The following is a 16521-nucleotide window of genomic DNA, read 5'->3' on the forward strand; positions in this document are numbered from 1 at the left end:
TTATTCTTTTTCTCCATAAGCAAGGTCGCCTGCATCGCCGAGCCCCGGAACAATATAAGAATGTTCATTGATTTCAGGGTCGATGGCCGCGCACCAAATAGTAGTTTTGTCCTCAGGAAATATGTTTTTAATATGGTCGATGGCCTGTTGGCTGGCAATGATGGACGCTACGTGGATTTCGGCAGGATGACCTTTGGTCAGCATAGCCTGGTAGCTCAATTCCATGCTGCTGCCCGTTGCCAACATAGGGTCTGTGATAATCAACGTTTTGTCGTCGATGCGAGGAGAAGCGATATATTCTATATGTATATCAAATTTCAGTGTATCCTTGTATTTGCGATAGGCGGAAACGAATGCGTTTTCCGCTCCGTCGAAATAACTCAGAAAACCTTGGTGGAAAGGAAGACCGGCACGTAGAATAGTGCTGATTACTAATTGGTTGTCCGGCGTGCTGACCGGAGCGATGCCCAGTGGTGTCCGGATGTTCTTTACTGAGTATGTAAACTCCTTGCTCATTTCGTAAGCCATGATTTCTCCGATACGCTCGATATTACGGCGGAAACGCAGGCGGTCATTTTGCACTTCTACATTTCTGATTTCGGATATGTACTGGTTTAGAATCGAATTTGTTTTGCTAAAATCAATTACCTTCATATTTATTGTTTAATTAGATTTTAATCTCATTTTCATACTACTAATAGCATACTGACTTGCAAAGTAAGCGATAATCTTTCAAATTGCAACGTTCAGTTAGCAGATATTGTTAGGAATTTATAAAAGAGATTCAATTAGGGAAAAATTTCTCTAATACCTTCTTCCTTTCCAAAGAAAGTATTACTTTTGTACCCGGATTTACAAGGGGTGTTCCAATCCCCTTCTTAGTCAAAGGTGAAAAGAGATAATAAAACAAAATACCAATTTAATTAATTCAAAGAAAATGGCAAATTTAGATTTAAGCAAGTACGGTATCACAGGCGTGACCGAGATTTTGCACAATCCGTCTTATGACGTTTTGTTCGCTGAAGAAACAAAACCGAGTCTGGAAGGCTTTGAAAAAGGTCAAGTAACTGAATTAGGTGCTGTTAATGTAATGACAGGTATCTATACCGGTCGTTCTCCTAAAGATAAATTCTTCGTTAAAAATGAAGCTTCTGCTGATTCTGTATGGTGGACTTCTGACGAATACAAAAACGATAACAAACCTTGTACTGAAGAGGCTTGGGCTGATTTGAAATCTAAAGCTGTAAAACAACTTTCTGGCAAACGTTTGTTCGTTGTTGATACTTTCTGTGGTGCTAACGAAGCTACTCGTATGAAAGTACGTTTCATCATGGAAGTAGCTTGGCAGGCTCACTTCGTAACTAACATGTTCATCCGCCCGACTGCTGAAGAACTTGCTAACTACGGAGAACCTGATTTTGTATGTTTCAACGCTTCTAAAGCAAAAGTTGACAACTACAAAGAACTGGGCTTGAACTCTGAAACTGCTACAGTATTCAACCTGAAGACTAAAGAACAAGTAATCCTGAATACTTGGTACGGTGGTGAAATGAAGAAAGGTATGTTCTCTATTATGAACTACATGAACCCGCTTCGTGGTATCGCTTCTATGCACTGCTCTGCTAACACGGATATGGAAGGAACTAGCTCTGCTATCTTCTTCGGATTGTCTGGTACAGGTAAGACTACTTTGTCTACTGACCCGAAACGTAAATTGATCGGTGATGACGAACATGGATGGGATAACGAAGGTGTATTCAACTACGAAGGTGGTTGCTACGCTAAGGTTATCAACTTGGATAAAGATAGCGAACCGGATATCTACAATGCTATCAAACGTGACGCTTTACTTGAAAACGTAACTGTTGATGCTAACGGTAAGATTGATTTCACTGACAAGAGCGTGACTGAAAACACTCGTGTTTCTTATCCTATCTATCACATCGAAAACATCGTTAAACCGGTTTCTAAAGGCCCTCACGCAAAACAAGTTATCTTCTTGTCTGCTGATGCATTCGGTGTATTGCCTCCAGTATCTATCCTGAACCCGGAACAGGCTCAATACTACTTCTTGTCTGGATTTACAGCTAAATTGGCTGGTACAGAACGTGGTATCACTGAACCGACTCCGACATTCTCTGCTTGCTTCGGTGCTGCTTTCTTGTCATTGCACCCGACTAAATATGCAGAAGAACTGGTTAAGAAGATGGAAATGACTGGTGCTAAAGCATACTTGGTGAACACAGGTTGGAATGGTACAGGCAAACGTATCTCTATCAAAGATACTCGTGGTATCATCGACGCTATCCTTGACGGTTCTATCGACAAAGCTCCTACTAAGGTTATTCCTTTCTTCGACTTCGTTGTTCCGACAGAACTTCCAGGTGTTGATCCGAAGATCCTTGACCCACGTGACACTTACGAATGTGCTTGCAAATGGGAAGAAAAAGCAAAAGATTTGGCTGGACGTTTCATCAAGAACTTCGCTAAATTTACTGGTAACGAAGCTGGTAAGGCTTTGGTTGCTGCTGGTCCGAAACTCTAATTGGAGAATCAGATATAATCTGGAAGGCGGTTCGATTTCGAACCGCCTTTTTTATTGTTATACTGTGTCTTTCTATGAAAAGGAATACTACCTTTTTATTTTTTTCGTATATTTGTCAAAACGGGGCTATTTACTTTTAATGACAGCTATGACGTATTTGGATACAGACAAACAGACCTATGCGGATTTAAGCATAACAGAGACTGCAAATAATGAACAGTTTCTTTTCTCTTTGTTTTCTAGAACAGAGACGAAAGAAGGAAAGTCACTGATGATGAACTGGATTATGTATCCGTTAAGTGATTTAGAAATGATCCGCAAAAGGCAGGAGGCTGTTGCGTGGGATGCTTTACCTGAACTTCTTTTGAATGAAGAAGAATTGGATTTTATTGAGTATTATCTGGCTTATCGCGACCAGATCAGGGAAGCGCACGTCTTACTGTCATGTGCTACTGTCATAGATCGCCTGTTGAGATATGATTCAACCCGTTATGTTATTTGTCGGGGAGTGAAATTGGTAATACATTTGCTGCATTGTTTGGAGAGGTGGGTGAAAGAATTGGATGAGGATGCCCCGCAATTGATGAAGGAGTCAGCCCGTATGGTGAATGATATTTTGTCCGGAAGTGAATTAGGTGAAGTCTTGGAACAGACTTCTAGCGAAGAAAGGCGGCTATCTAATTATACGATAGATAAATACGATTATCTATTTCGCTGTACCCGTTTGTCGTCTTTGAAAGAATTATTATCAGTTTTGTATTTATTGGATGTTTGCCGGACAGCTCATCGGGTAGCGAAAGAGAAAAATTTCTGTTGTACACCGAAAGTGGTGGAAACAATGGATTTTTCGGTCGAGGATGTAGTTCATCCTTTTGTGAAAAATGTACGGAAGAATAGTTGGGTGATGTCCCGGGGAAATATCAGTATTTTTACGGGTTCTAACATGGCGGGAAAGTCAACCACTTTGAAAGCACTGACTTTGGCTGTCTGGCTGGCGCATTGCGGACTGCCTGTCCCGGTGAAGTCAATGGTTTGTCCTCTTTACGAAGGTATTTATACTTCTATTAATTTGCCGGATTCTTTGCGTGACGGGCGAAGCCATTTCATGGCAGAGGTGCTTCGTATAAAAGAAGTGATGCAAAAAGCGCTTACAGGAAAACGTTGTTTGGTCGTCTTGGATGAAATGTTTCGCGGAACTAATGCTAAGGATGCTTTTGAGGCTTCTCTTGCAGTCAATGAATTATTGAAAAGATTCTCTTGTTGCCATTTCCTTATATCAACTCATATTCTGGAGTATGCGAAAGCATTTGAAAAAGATCCTGCCTGTTGTTTTTATTATATGGAAGCGGAAATTATTGACGATGCATTTGTTTGTCATCATCGGCTATTGCAGGGGATTTCGGAGGCTAGGGTAGGATATTGGGTCGTGAAAAAACTACTGGCAGGTTTGATATAGTTTGAGAGGATAGCCAGTTGGAGGAATCGCTAGTTTTGTTCCAATGCCGAAGGAAACTGTGGGGTCAAATGTGCAGATAAAACTCCTTCTTTTAAAACAGTGAAGGGACGTAGTTACCGGATTGAATATGATGTGACTAAAGGATTTATTAGACAGTAAATAGAAAATATCGGAAAATTAGAAAGTAGGATATGGTATTAGAGTATTTGAAATTGTTTGTGACGTTTGCGAAGATTGGAATGTTTACTATTGGTGGTGGCTATGCCATGATTCCGTTAATTGAACGGGAGATCGTTGCCAAACAGTGGATGAGTAAGGAGGAATTTATGGAGATGTTTGCCTTGACGCAATCACTACCGGGTGTGTTTGCTGTGAATATTTCTATTTTTGTGGGATATAAGTTGTATAAAGTGGGTGGGAGTCTGGTATGTGCATTGGCTACGATTCTTCCCTCTTTTGTTATCATGATGCTGATAGCCGTGTTTTTTGCACGGTTTCAAGATAATGAAGTGATGATTCGCATCTTTAATGGAATACGTCCTGCCGTGGTAGCGTTGATTTTGTTTCCTTGTATTTCTGCTGTAAGAGCTCTGAAACTGAAATACCTTCAGTTAGTTGCTCCTGCCATAGCTACTCTTTTGATTTGGCAGTTTGGACTGTCTCCTATTTATATTGTATTGGCAGGAATTCTGGGAGGATTGGTATATACGTTGTGGTTGAAAGAAAAAATAACGAATAAACAGGTATGATATATTTGCAAGTACTTTGGGTGTATCTTAAAATAGGTATGTTCGGTTTTGGAGGTGGATATGCGATGCTTTCCCTTATTCAACATGAGATAGTGGATATTCATCATTGGCTGACTCCCCAGCAGTTTACGGATGTGGTGGCGATTTCGCAAATGACTCCGGGGCCGATTGGTATCAATAGTGCTACTTATGTAGGGTATGCGGTAACGCAAAGTGTGTGGGGAGCGGCGCTGGCTACGGTAGCGGTTTGTTTACCTTCTTTTATTCTGGTGTTGCTCATTTCTTATTTCTTTGCGAAGTGCAAGGATAACAAGTATATTAAGGCGGCTATGTCCGGACTGCTACCTATGTCGGTTGCTCTGATTGCTTCGGCTGCATTGCTTATGATGAATAGAGAAAATTTTATGGACTATAAAAGTATCGGTATTTTTGCGGCAGCCTTTTTGGTTACATGGAAATGGAATCTTCACCCTATCCTGTTGATTTGTCTAGCGGGTGTGGTAGGATTGTTGTTGTATTAGTAATGCTTGTAATACTTGCAGAAAAAAATAAAATCCCGGTAAAACACAGCGTTTCACCGGGATTTCTATTATAATGTAATGAAAGAATGGTTAGTTCTTGTTGGCACGTTTACGTTCGATTTCGTCCAAAATCACTTTACGCATACGCATTGCCTTTGGAGTAACTTCTACGTATTCATCTTCCTTAATATATTCCAATGCTTCTTCAAGTGAGAACTGGATGGGCGGAATCAGACGAACCTTGTCGTCCGAACCGGAAGCACGCATATTGGTCAGTTTCTTAGACTTAGTAACGTTGATTACCAAGTCATTGTCGTGAGAGTGCTCGCCTACTACCTGTCCTGCATAGACTTCGTCCTGCGGGAAAATAAAGAACTTACCGCGATCCTGTAATTTGTCGATGGCATAAGCAAAAGCTGTTCCGCTTTCCATAGCAATCATAGAACCATTGGTACGACGTTCAATTTCTCCTTTGTGCGGCTGATATTCTTTGAAACGGTGTGCCATAATGGCTTCACCAGCAGAGGCCGTCAGTACATTGGTACGCAGACCGATGATACCGCGTGAAGGCATATTGAATTCAAGATTGATGCGTTCGCCTGTATTTTCCATCTTTACCATTTCACCTTTACGGCGGGTAACCATATCAATAATCTTGCTGGAATATTCTTCCGGTACGTTGATGGTCAACTCTTCAATCGGTTCGCATTTCACACCGTCGATTTCTCTGAAGATAACCTGTGGCTGACCTACCTGCAATTCATATCCCTCGCGGCGCATTGTTTCAATCAATACAGAAAGGTGGAGTACACCACGGCCGGAAACAATCCATTTACCGTCTTCTTCACTCTTTCTTACACGGAGAGCCAGGTTCTTGTCGAGTTCCTTCATCAAACGGTCGTGGATGTGGCGTGAAGTCACAAACTTACCATCTTTACCGAAGAAAGGAGAATCGTTGATAGCAAACAACATACTCATGGTCGGTTCGTCAATTGCAATGGGTGGCAGTGCTTCCGGACTTTCGAAATCACAAACTGTATCTCCAATCTCGAATCCGTCGATACCTACCAGCGCGCAGATGTCACCGGAAGAAACCTCATTTGTTTTCACACGGCCTAAACCTTCGAAAACATGGAGTTCTTTAATTTTGCTCTTGAACATATCGCCGTTACGTTTCACAAGCGTTATATTCATACCTTCTTTTAAGGTACCACGATGTACGCGACCTACGGCGATACGACCGGTATAAGAAGAATAATCCAAAGAAGTAATCAACATCTGGGGAGTACCTTCCAACTGTTGCGGTGCTGGAATGTTTTCAACGATACAATCCAGTAACGGAGTGATGTTGTCAGTTTGTTGCTGCCAGTCGGTGCTCATCCAGTTATTTTTGGCGGAACCGTAAATTACGGGGAAGTCCAGCTGATCTTCCGTTGCGTTCAAGCTGAACATCAAGTCGAAAACCATTTCGTAAACTTCTTCCGGGCGGCAGTTAGGTTTATCTACCTTATTAACTACCACAATAGGCTTCAAACCGATTTCGAGTGCCTTTTGCAATACGAAACGAGTTTGAGGCATCGGACCTTCGAAGGCATCTACCAACAGAATACAGCCATCGGCCATATTCAATACACGTTCTACTTCACCACCGAAGTCGCTGTGTCCCGGAGTATCAATAATATTAATTTTTGTACCGTTGTAATTGATGGATACGTTTTTGGAAAGAATCGTTATACCACGTTCGCGTTCCAAATCGTTGTTATCCAGGATAAGTTCACCACTATTTTGGTTGCTGCGGAATAAATTTCCCGCCAATAGCATCTTGTCAACCAGCGTTGTTTTCCCATGGTCAACATGGGCAATGATTGCAATGTTTCGAATATTTTGCATATAATACCTATTATTTGGCTGCAAAGGTACGAAAATAGGATTAGAAATATAAGCAATGATAGCAATTTTTTCTTGTAAATCGTTGTGTGATATAAAGATAATGCCTATCTTTGCACGCTCAAAAGAATAATTTATCAATTAAAATTCTAAGAATTATGTATTTAGACGCTGCTAAAAAGCAAGAAATCTTCGGAAAGTACGGAAAGTCTAACACTGACACCGGCTCAGCTGAGGCCCAAGTGGCATTGTTTTCCTACCGTATTTCTCACCTGACTGAGCACATGAAGCTCAACAGAAAAGATTATAGTACTGAAAGAGCGTTAACAATGTTGGTAGGTAAGCGTCGTCGCTTACTCGACTACCTGAAAGCAAGAGATATCGAAAGATATCGTGCTATTGTTAAAGAGCTCGGTTTGCGTAAGTAATCTACTTGCCGCGAAAAGATTTAAAGCCGTTCCTCATGATAGAGGAGCGGCTTTTTTTAGTTTCTTCTTTTTCTTCCTGACAATCGTATTTTCTTCGGTTATAATTGTATTCATCTAAAGATTTTGCTATTTTTGCAGCTTAATTATTATAATTTATCACCTTTGATAACTAAAATGCTTTCAAAATGGATACAAGTAAGATTGTTGGCGAAAAAATTAAAGCCCTCCGCGAAGATAAATCAATAAGCATAGAAGAGTTGGCGCAACGTTCAGGATTGGCTATCGAACAGATTGAGCGTATTGAGAATAACATTGATATTCCTTCTCTCGCACCGCTGATTAAAATTGCGCGTGTGTTGGGAGTACGTTTGGGTACTTTCCTTGATGATCAGGATGAAGTGGGACCGGTAGTATGCCGTAAGAAAGAAGCCAAGGATGCGATCAGTTTTTCCAATAATGCGATTCATTCTCGCAAACACATGGAATATCATTCACTGTCCAAGTCGAAGGCGGACCGTCACATGGAACCGTTTATAATTGATGTGATGCCGACAGAAGATACTGACTTCGTGCTTTCTTCTCATGAAGGAGAGGAGTTTATCATGGTTATGGAAGGTATCATGGAAATCAGCTATGGTAAAAATACCTATCTGTTGGAAGAAGGTGATAGCATTTATTATGATTCCATTGTACCTCATCATGTACATGCTTATGAGGGACAGGCTGCAAAAATTCTGGCAGTAATTTACACACCGATTTGATTGAAATAGTAGGAAACAAGATTTAAGTATAATTACATGCAATTATTTGATCGTACTTTGGGACAGTGGCTGGAACACTGGGCTGAAGAGACTCCCGATAAGGAATATATTGTATATTCCGACCGTAATCTCCGTTTTACCTGGAGCCAGTTTAACCAGCGTGTAGATGATATGGCGAAAGGTCTGATCGCCATTGGTGTGGAACGAGGTACCCATGTGGGTATTTGGGCTGCTAATGTTCCTGATTGGCTGACATTATTGTATGCTTGCGCGAAAATTGGTGCAGTATATGTTACAGTAAATACGAACTACAAGCAATCGGAATTAGAGTATCTTTGCCAAAACTCGGATATGCATACGCTTTGTATAGTGAATGGAGAAAAAGATAGCGACTTTGTACAAATGACTTATACGATGCTTCCTGAGTTGAAAACCTGTGAACGCGGGCATTTGAAGAGTGAGCGTTTTCCATGTATGCGCAATGTAGTATATGTAGGTCAGGAAAAGCATCGTGGTATGTATAATACGGCGGAGATTCTTTTGTTGGGAAATAATGTGGAAGATGACCGTTTGAGCGAGCTCAAAAACAAGGTTGACTGTCATGATGTGGTTAATATGCAATATACATCGGGGACTACCGGTTTTCCAAAGGGAGTGATGCTGACGCATTATAATATAACCAATAATGGGTTTCTGACCGGTGAACACATGAAGTTTACGGCAGATGACAAGCTTTGTTGTTGTGTTCCATTATTTCATTGTTTTGGAGTAGTGTTGGCTACCATGAACTGTCTGACTCATGGTTGTACGCAAGTGATGGTGGAGCGTTTCGATCCGTTGGTTGTGCTGGCTTCTATTCATAAAGAGCGTTGTACAGCTCTTTATGGTGTACCGACTATGTTTATTGCCGAGTTGCATCATCCGATGTTCGACCTCTTTGATATGTCTTGTCTTCGTACGGGTATTATGGCAGGTTCTCTCTGTCCTGTCGAATTGATGAAGCAGGTAGAAGAGAAGATGTATATGAAGGTGACCAGTGTATATGGATTGACAGAGGCTGCTCCAGGTATGACGGCTTCTCGTATTGATGATCCGTTTGATGTACGTTGTAATACGGTAGGACGTGATTTTGAATTTACGGAGGTAAAAGTAATTGATCCGGAAACAGGTGAAGAATGTCCGGTAGGTGTGCAAGGTGAAATGTGTAACCGTGGTTATAACACCATGAAAGGCTATTATAAAAATCCGGAAGCAACAGCAGAAGTGCTTGATGAAAATAACTTCTTGCATTCCGGTGACTTGGGTATCAAGGATGAAGATGGAAATTACCGGATTACCGGGCGTATCAAAGATATGATTATTCGGGGTGGCGAGAATATTTATCCGCGTGAAATAGAAGAGTTTCTTTATAAACTTGATGGAGTGAAAGATGTTCAGGTAGCAGGTATTCCTTCTAAAAAATACGGTGAGGCAGTAGGAGCATTTATTATCTTGCAGGAAGGAGTCAAAATGCAGGAAGCCGATGTACGTGATTTCTGTAGAAATAAGATATCTCGTTATAAGATTCCGAAATATATCTTCTTTGTGAATGAATTTCCGATGACTGGCAGTGGAAAGATTCAGAAGTTCAGACTGAAAGATTTGGGATTGCAACTTTGCAAAGAGCAGGGAATAGAGATTATTTAGAGCCCTATGATTATTTAAAGACACACAAGGTTTTTCGATAATAAACAGTGAACGGTGAACGAACTGCATGATTGGTTGCAGTTTGTTCACCGTTCGCTATTTGTATGCTTTTGTCCGATTTATGCTCCGGCGTTAGTAACGTGTTATTAGATGAAATCATCTCCCAATTGCATTTGGGCATCGTTTACATATTTACGGATGGCATGTTCTTCATCTTTGCGGCAAATCAAAAGGACATTGTCCGATTCGGCTATCAGAAATCCTTCCAGTCCATCGATAACGGCCAGTTTGCCTTTCGGGAGTACTACCATATTATCTTTACTATTATATATAAGAGAATGGCATTTCAGCGTAACATTGCCTTCCGGGTCTCTTTCCGATAAATCATAAAGTGATCCCCAAGTTCCAAGATCGGACCAGCCAAAATCTCCTAATGATACATACACGTTATCTGCTTTCTCCATAATGCCGAAGTCGATGGATACATTAGGACATGCTGGGAAGTTTTCTTCGATGAATGCTTTCTCCTTGTCGGTGGCATAAATATCTTTTCCCGGTGCCAGTTTGGAAGCTAATTCAGGCAGTAAATCTTCACTTGCTTTGATGATTGTATTTACATTCCACATAAACAGGCCGGAATTCCAGTAAAATTCTCCGCTTTCTACGAATACTTTGGCTAATTCCAGTTCCGGTTTCTCTGTGAATGTTTTTACTTTATAGAAGTTTTCTCCAGCGGGTTCGTCTATTTGTATATATCCGTACCCTGTTTCCGGGCGATTGGGTTTAATTCCTAATGTCAGTAGCTTTTCCGAGCGTGAAACAAAATCAAGTCCTTTCTCGATAGCGGCAAGAAACTCATCCTCTTTTAAAATTAAATGGTCTGAAGGAGCGACTACGATATTGGCGTTCGGGTTCAGTGCCCGGATGTGGTAAGCGGCCCATGCTATACACGGAGCGGTATTTCGTCTTGCGGGTTCCAGTAGAATTTGTTTTTCGTCGACTTCGGGCAATTGTTTCTTCACTAAGTCCGCATACATTGCATTGGTTACGATGAAAATATTCTCTGATGGGATAACCTTTTGGAACCGATCAAAAGTCTGTTGCAAAAGTGAACGACCCGTTCCGAAGAAATCTAAAAATTGTTTGGGCAATGTTTTGCGGCTGAACGGCCAGAAGCGGCTTCCAATGCCGCCACCCATAATCACGCAATAATTATCCTGATTTGTCATGATAGTGACTCTATTTAAAGTTTCTGCTAATGTACGGTTTATTCTCTGAATAGAGAAGTGTTTAAGATATGTTTTATTATTTTTTTCTCCTTTTTTTCGTCAAACTATTGTGGAATCAAAATAATGTTGTATCTTTGCACCGCAATTGAGAAATCAAGTATGCGCCCAGATGGCGGAATCGGTAGACGCGCTGGTCTCAAACACCAGTGGATTCACTTCCATCCCGGTTCGACCCCGGGTCTGGGTACAAGCAAATCGACTAAGTAATTGAAAGTCAATGCTTAGTCGATTTTATTTTATGTCTATTGTTCCCGTTTTGTTCCCACACGGACTTATTCGGCAACTCTTTAAATGGAATTGAATACGCTTAAACATTATTCTCCTTGCAATATATTGAATAGATGGAAAGCGATAAGTATTAGCCAAGGAATTTCTTACTACTACTGAAAATCAATATTATATACAGTCCAAGAAACAAGCCGGGTACATTAACTCCCGGAAAACAACTTAAAGATGGTGACAAGGGTTCGATTATTTCAATTTCCTGACTATCTCCCTACATCCTTTCTCGATGGTATTGAAGCATGTGTAATATACCTGTGCTGACTGATAGTGAGGATCCGGGAGGTCTGAAGATTCTCCGAAACAGATGTCGTTAAATAATGCGATACAATTCCAATGTGATGGATCCAATAACCGTATCACTTCGGTCTTATGTTGCCTTGTCATAACAATGATTCGGTCTGCTGCATTAACCAATTCCGCAGTTATCATCACAGCCTTACCACCCATCGAATATCCATGCTCCGCCGCTATTTGACACATGATTCCTTCACGTTCTTGTCCGTATGGAACATCTGTTCCACATGACGACACCTCAATGTCCTCAAGATTCTTTTCTTGAATCATTTTTCTCAAAATGACCTCGGCAACTGCCGAGCGGCTTGCATTACCGGTACACACAAATACGATTTTCATTGGAGCGAATTTATTTATAAAATGAATATGTTACATTCCAGCCGGATCAACTTTTTGTTTTGAGCAATTGACAAGGAGAGAAGCCACTATGAAAAATATTCCCGTGCATACTACACCTGTCCACCCATAATGCTGCCAAGACAGACCGGAAACGAATGTACCGGCAGAACCACCCAAAAAGTAAATGGTCATATAAACGGTATTGATACGATTGATGGCAGATGCGTCAAGGGCGACTACGCTGGTTTGATTCGACAAATGGATGCATTGCATACCAGCATCAATCAGCAAGATAGCAATTATTATCCACAAATAGCTGTCATTCCCCCAAAATGCCAGTATCCATGCAGCCAACACTACACATCCTCCGGCAATAGAGAAGAACCTCGCACCATACTTTTGGACGTAGCCGCTGATGAAAACCACCGCGGATGCACCTGCCAGTCCACACAAACCGAGTGCTCCGATAATGTCGTCGCTAGCAAAAAAAGGTTCCTGTTTCATCCGAAAAGCAAGGCAACTCCACAAAGCGAAGAACGAGCCATATGCCAATGCTGCCCTCAGCGATGCTATACGCAAGTACGGGTATTGGGAGAGCAGGCGCAACAAAGATTTCATCAACCTTGCATAACTTTCTTGAGAACTGGCAGACAGCATGGGTAGCATCCTGTGAATCATCAGGAAGCATCCGAGCATAAACAAGCAAGCCACAAAATAGACGGAACGCCATCCACATACGTCAGCCAGAAAGCCACTGAATACCCGTGAACCAAGAATGCCTATGAGCAGGCAAGATTGTATAATCCCTACGTTACGCACCTTGTGCGCAGGGGGTGAATAGTAAGATACTAACGGAATGAAAAATTGCGGCATAACCGAAGATGCGCCGGCAAGCAATGATGCGCCCCACACCCAATAGATGTTCGGGGCAAGGGCTATGGCAAGCAAGGCGCACGAAGATATGATATAATTGGTCAATATCAGCTTCTTTCGTGAGACCAAATCACCAAGCGGGATGACAAACACAAGTCCGGTCACATAGCCTATCTGTGTCAGTGTCGCTACCATGCTAGCAGAAAAGTCGTTTACCGTGAAATCTTTTGCCATGCTACCCAACAAAGGTTGGTTGTAGTAGCAGTTGGCAACGGAAAGTCCGGTAGCAACTGCCATCAGAGCCAGCAGAGGTACCGGAATGCCTTGGTTTTCCCTTAATTCATACTTCATTTGTCACTTCCTTTCAGTATGACACGACTTTCAATCCTATCAAGGATGCAATGAGCGTGAAGAGGAAGAAAAGCCGTATGGGAGTGGCAGGTTCCTTGAAAACGAATATCCCAATCAAAACCGTACCAACCGCTCCGATTCCCGTCCAAATGGCGTACGCAGTTCCCAAAGGCAAAGTCTGTACTGCTTTGGCAAGCAAAGCCATGCTCAGTACGGTAGAGGCAAGGAAACCGCTTCCCCACAAATAAAATTCAACTCCTGATGCCGCTCTCGTTTTCCCTAAACAGAATGTGAGGCTCACCTCAAACAATCCTGCCAATAATAAGATTATCCAATTCATACCTATGATTTATTAAATTCGGGCGCAAAAATAAATAAGCAATCCCTAATAGCTTTTTGCATTTGGCAAAAACAGACTTTTCATTTGACAAAAAACATCTGTTTATTCTCGTTTCCGTATGCTATTTTATAATTTTGCACACTAACAACAGCAATGAACTATGGATATAAAGGAAATCATCAACCAAAGATATGCCATGCCGGACGCATCTTTGGACAGGTTGCGACAATGCCTGACGGAAGTCTCATATCCCAAAGGATTCCGAGTATTGGAATGCGGCAAGGTAGAGAAAGACATCTTTTTCATTAAACAAGGCATTGTCCGTGCCTATACTTCGGTGGATGGAAAAGAAATTACTTTTTGGGTCGGCAAAGAGGGAGCGACCCTTGTTTCTATGAAAGGCTATGTAAATGACGAGCCGGGATATGAAACAATGGAATTGATGGAAGATTCCGTTTTATATGTATTGAAAAGGAAAAAACTGAAAGAGTTGTTTTCGGAAGACTTGCACATCGCCAATTGGGGACGGCGTTATGCGGAGATGGAGCTGCTTGCCACTGAGGAACGGCTGATTTCTATGTTGTCCGCTATCGCTTCGGAACGGTATAAGGAGCTATTGGAGAAAGAACCAGATTTGTTACAGCGATTGCCGTTGGGAAGTATCGCCACCTATTTAGGCGTAACGCAGGCAAGTCTGAGCCGGATTAGGGCAAAAGTAAGATAACTTCGAGCAAACAGTCAAAGCATAAATATCAAAAGTGCTACAAAGAAGCCAAAATATATGCTTCTCAAGCACTATTTTGAAAAGAGGATTGTGAAAAAAGGATTACAGGCTGACTCCTCCTCGTCCTCTATCAATCCTCCAATCATACCGACCTTCCGCGACATCGCCAACCTCGTTGAGTGTATGGCGATGTTTTATTTCATCAAAGGGCTGTCGGTGTTCCGCATAGTCACAGAGCCATGCGCCGACCGCTTTCTGCTGCTCCGTGGTCTCTCCGTAGCTCTGCATCACGCTCTTGATGTCGGCGGCTTCAGAGGGAGAGAAGATAGACTTGTACCGCTCCGTGGCGAAATGGATAATCGCTTCAACGGCTCGCCTGAACACCTCGCTTGCCTTGTAGAGAATATCTGCGATGATATTCAGAATATCCCGGCTCGATTTCAGTTCACCCTGCAACCGCTCTATGGTCTTGTCCTTCTCCGCCGTTGCCCGGCTCACCGCCATGCTGATGCGGTGCTGCTCCCCGGTCTTCTGCTCCTGAAGCTGTCGCAGAGCCGTGTCCCTCTCGGATTCATAAGTGTCAGCGATTGCCATGGCACTGTCACGCTCCAGTTCGACCGCACGCTTCGCCTCGGTCAGTGCCTTCGTCCGTTTCGCCACCTCTTTCCTGACGGCATCGGGGAAAGATTCTTTGATATGCTCATTCTCGGCTTTCAGTCTCTCGTTCTCCTGCTCGATGGCTGCGTACTTGCCTTTGCCGAAAAGGTTGGCGATGCCGGACTTTATGCTGTCCGTGTTCTCCCGGTCAACCTCTCTCGCGCGTTCCTCCTTTTCGGCGATTTCGCTGTCAAGTTCCGCGCTGCGCCGCTGCTTCTCCTCGTTCCCGATCTGGAGTTTTTCATGTTCGGATTTGGCATTGTCCGTTTCACGGATCGCGGCATCCCTGTCGGCTTCGGCTGCTTCCTTTTCCGCCTTTACCTGTTCGGCTTCCTGCTTCTGCTTGGCAAGAATGAAGTCAGCGCGTTCAAGATGCTCCTTTCCCGTCTGCTCCTTTGAGCTGCCCCTTTCCATGTCAAGAGACTCAGCCAAGAGCGTCTGCATGTCGCTCATGGCTTTCTCGTCCAGCTTGCAGGATTTCCCGGTGTCGTGGTTCATCCAGTCCCATACGATATGGGCGTGAAGGTTGGGCTTCCATGTGGCGGTATCTCCGGGAGTGCCGTAATGCCCCTCGTCACGGTGGATGAAGATTTGCAAAGCTGTGATTCCCCACCGCCCCTTGCACACCTCGCAGAAATGCTGCAACTGCTCCAGCGTGGTATCATCCTTGATTACCACGACACCCTCCTTGAGCGGAGTACTGCCGCGCACGACGGTCACCTTCCCGGTCTTCTTGTTCACACGCTCCCGGTCTTTGGTCTGCATCGCCCGACCTGTCTTTTCCTTTACCATCGCGGCTATCTGATTGTAGCGTTCCGACAGGGATGTGCCGCCGAAATCAGGTGCCACCCATGTCTCGTTTGCCGCCATGAGGTCGGTGCGGACATAGAACTTTTCCTTGCCTATATGCGCGAGGTATTCCGCTGTCCGCCTGTTGTGCGCCTCGCTGCTTCCGATGTTGCAGGGCTTGATGTTGATTGATGTCTTCTGTGCCATAGGCATGATGATGTTTACAGATTTACAATAGGAAAAGGGTCATTAGGGCGGAGCCTTAATCGGAGGGTGCAGGGAGAGGGTCACTTCCTGCTCGGGGTTCTCAGGGGTCGAGACCTCTGAGCGGAGTTTCCAAAGAGAGGGTCACTCTTTGGTCAGGGGTGTTGGGGGCTGACAGTCTCCGACCGGGTTCTTAGGGCAGCGTCCTAAGTGGGACGGGGCAAAGCCCAGCCCCTCGGGAGAGCCCACAACTACGGAAGCGAAGCGTGTAGTTATAGTGGGCTATACCGGGACAAGTCCGGTAGCTCACACTCCGCAAGCGGAGCAACGTCCAAATCTGCGT

The 16521-nt window shown here is 43.3% G+C and carries 15 protein-coding genes and 1 tRNA gene; 9 read left to right on the forward strand and 7 right to left on the reverse strand.

Annotated features, from left to right (window positions below; all coding sequences use genetic code 11):
* Entirely contained in the window at positions 1–654 is a 654-nt protein-coding gene (gene upp, locus CLIN57ABFB40_RS17970) for a uracil phosphoribosyltransferase (protein WP_175631361.1), read from the reverse strand.
* A gap of 283 nt (positions 655–937) precedes the next feature.
* Here upp and pckA point away from each other — a divergent pair, with 283 nt between their 5' ends.
* The 4 genes from pckA to CLIN57ABFB40_RS17990 all read left to right on the forward strand — a co-directional run bounded on the left by pckA (position 938) and on the right by CLIN57ABFB40_RS17990 (position 5271).
* Positions 938–2545, forward strand: a complete 1608-nt coding sequence (gene pckA, locus CLIN57ABFB40_RS17975) for a phosphoenolpyruvate carboxykinase (ATP) (protein ID WP_175631362.1) — start codon at positions 938–940, stop codon at positions 2543–2545.
* Between the two features lie 148 nt (positions 2546–2693).
* Entirely contained in the window at positions 2694–4001 is a 1308-nt protein-coding gene (locus CLIN57ABFB40_RS17980; RefSeq protein WP_175631363.1) for a MutS-related protein, read from the forward strand.
* 191 nt (positions 4002–4192) lie between these two features.
* A complete protein-coding gene (locus CLIN57ABFB40_RS17985) occupies positions 4193–4750 on the forward strand; it encodes a chromate transporter (protein ID WP_175631364.1) in 558 nt (185 codons plus the stop codon).
* Complete coding sequence (locus tag CLIN57ABFB40_RS17990; protein ID WP_175631365.1) at positions 4747–5271, forward strand: chromate transporter; 525 nt, start codon at positions 4747–4749, stop codon at positions 5269–5271. The genes CLIN57ABFB40_RS17985 and CLIN57ABFB40_RS17990 overlap by 4 nt, the downstream gene beginning before the upstream one ends.
* 90 nt (positions 5272–5361) lie before the next feature.
* On the opposite strand, the gene typA is transcribed toward CLIN57ABFB40_RS17990, so the two are convergent.
* Entirely contained in the window at positions 5362–7161 is a 1800-nt protein-coding gene (typA, locus tag CLIN57ABFB40_RS17995) for a translational GTPase TypA (protein ID WP_175631366.1), read from the reverse strand.
* 155 nt (positions 7162–7316) lie between these two features.
* Between typA and rpsO the strand changes: the two genes are divergently transcribed.
* The 3 genes from rpsO (at position 7317) to CLIN57ABFB40_RS18010 (ending at position 10033) form a co-directional block, all read left to right on the forward strand.
* Positions 7317–7586, forward strand: a complete 270-nt coding sequence (rpsO, locus tag CLIN57ABFB40_RS18000; RefSeq protein ID WP_004296393.1) for a 30S ribosomal protein S15 — start codon at positions 7317–7319, stop codon at positions 7584–7586.
* Between the two features lie 185 nt (positions 7587–7771).
* The gene (locus CLIN57ABFB40_RS18005; RefSeq protein ID WP_175631367.1) at positions 7772–8347 is read left to right on the forward strand and encodes a helix-turn-helix domain-containing protein; all 576 of its coding nucleotides are present in this window, start codon (positions 7772–7774) and stop codon (positions 8345–8347) included.
* 36 nt (positions 8348–8383) lie between these two features.
* Positions 8384–10033 carry an AMP-binding protein gene (locus tag CLIN57ABFB40_RS18010; RefSeq protein ID WP_175631368.1) on the forward strand — a complete coding sequence of 550 codons (1650 nt, stop codon included), beginning with the start codon at positions 8384–8386 and terminating at the stop codon, positions 10031–10033.
* Positions 10034–10179: 146 nt separating this feature from the next.
* Here the strand turns inward: CLIN57ABFB40_RS18010 and CLIN57ABFB40_RS18015 are convergent, their stop codons facing one another.
* Entirely contained in the window at positions 10180–11262 is a 1083-nt protein-coding gene (locus tag CLIN57ABFB40_RS18015; protein WP_175631369.1) for a mannose-1-phosphate guanylyltransferase, read from the reverse strand.
* A 163-nt stretch (positions 11263–11425) separates the two neighbouring features.
* On the opposite strand from CLIN57ABFB40_RS18015, the gene CLIN57ABFB40_RS18020 reads away from it, so the two are divergent.
* Positions 11426–11509, forward strand: a tRNA-Leu gene (locus CLIN57ABFB40_RS18020).
* A 284-nt stretch (positions 11510–11793) separates the two neighbouring features.
* Here the strand turns inward: CLIN57ABFB40_RS18020 and CLIN57ABFB40_RS18025 are convergent.
* From CLIN57ABFB40_RS18025 to CLIN57ABFB40_RS18035, 3 genes are read right to left on the reverse strand one after another with little or no spacing between them, the layout of a single operon-like run.
* Positions 11794–12240 (reverse strand): hypothetical protein, encoded by a 447-nt coding sequence (locus CLIN57ABFB40_RS18025; RefSeq protein WP_118931239.1) that lies wholly within the window; start codon positions 12238–12240, stop codon positions 11794–11796.
* A gap of 30 nt (positions 12241–12270) precedes the next feature.
* Positions 12271–13464, reverse strand: a complete 1194-nt coding sequence (locus CLIN57ABFB40_RS18030) for an MFS transporter (RefSeq protein ID WP_175631370.1) — start codon at positions 13462–13464, stop codon at positions 12271–12273.
* Positions 13465–13477: 13 nt separating this feature from the next.
* A complete protein-coding gene (locus CLIN57ABFB40_RS18035) occupies positions 13478–13804 on the reverse strand; it encodes a DMT family transporter (protein ID WP_118931237.1) in 327 nt (108 codons plus the stop codon).
* A gap of 160 nt (positions 13805–13964) precedes the next feature.
* Here CLIN57ABFB40_RS18035 and CLIN57ABFB40_RS18040 point away from each other — a divergent pair, with 160 nt between their 5' ends.
* Complete coding sequence (locus CLIN57ABFB40_RS18040; protein WP_118295918.1) at positions 13965–14528, forward strand: Crp/Fnr family transcriptional regulator; 564 nt, start codon at positions 13965–13967, stop codon at positions 14526–14528.
* Between the two features lie 102 nt (positions 14529–14630).
* Here CLIN57ABFB40_RS18040 and CLIN57ABFB40_RS18045 read toward each other — a convergent pair whose 3' ends face one another.
* Positions 14631–16181 (reverse strand): mobilization protein, encoded by a 1551-nt coding sequence (locus CLIN57ABFB40_RS18045; protein WP_175631371.1) that lies wholly within the window; start codon positions 16179–16181, stop codon positions 14631–14633.
* Positions 16182–16521 lie beyond the last annotated feature (340 nt).

The sequence above is a fragment of the Bacteroides acidifaciens genome, assembly GCF_903181435.1.
GTDB lineage: Bacteria > Bacteroidota > Bacteroidia > Bacteroidales > Bacteroidaceae > Bacteroides.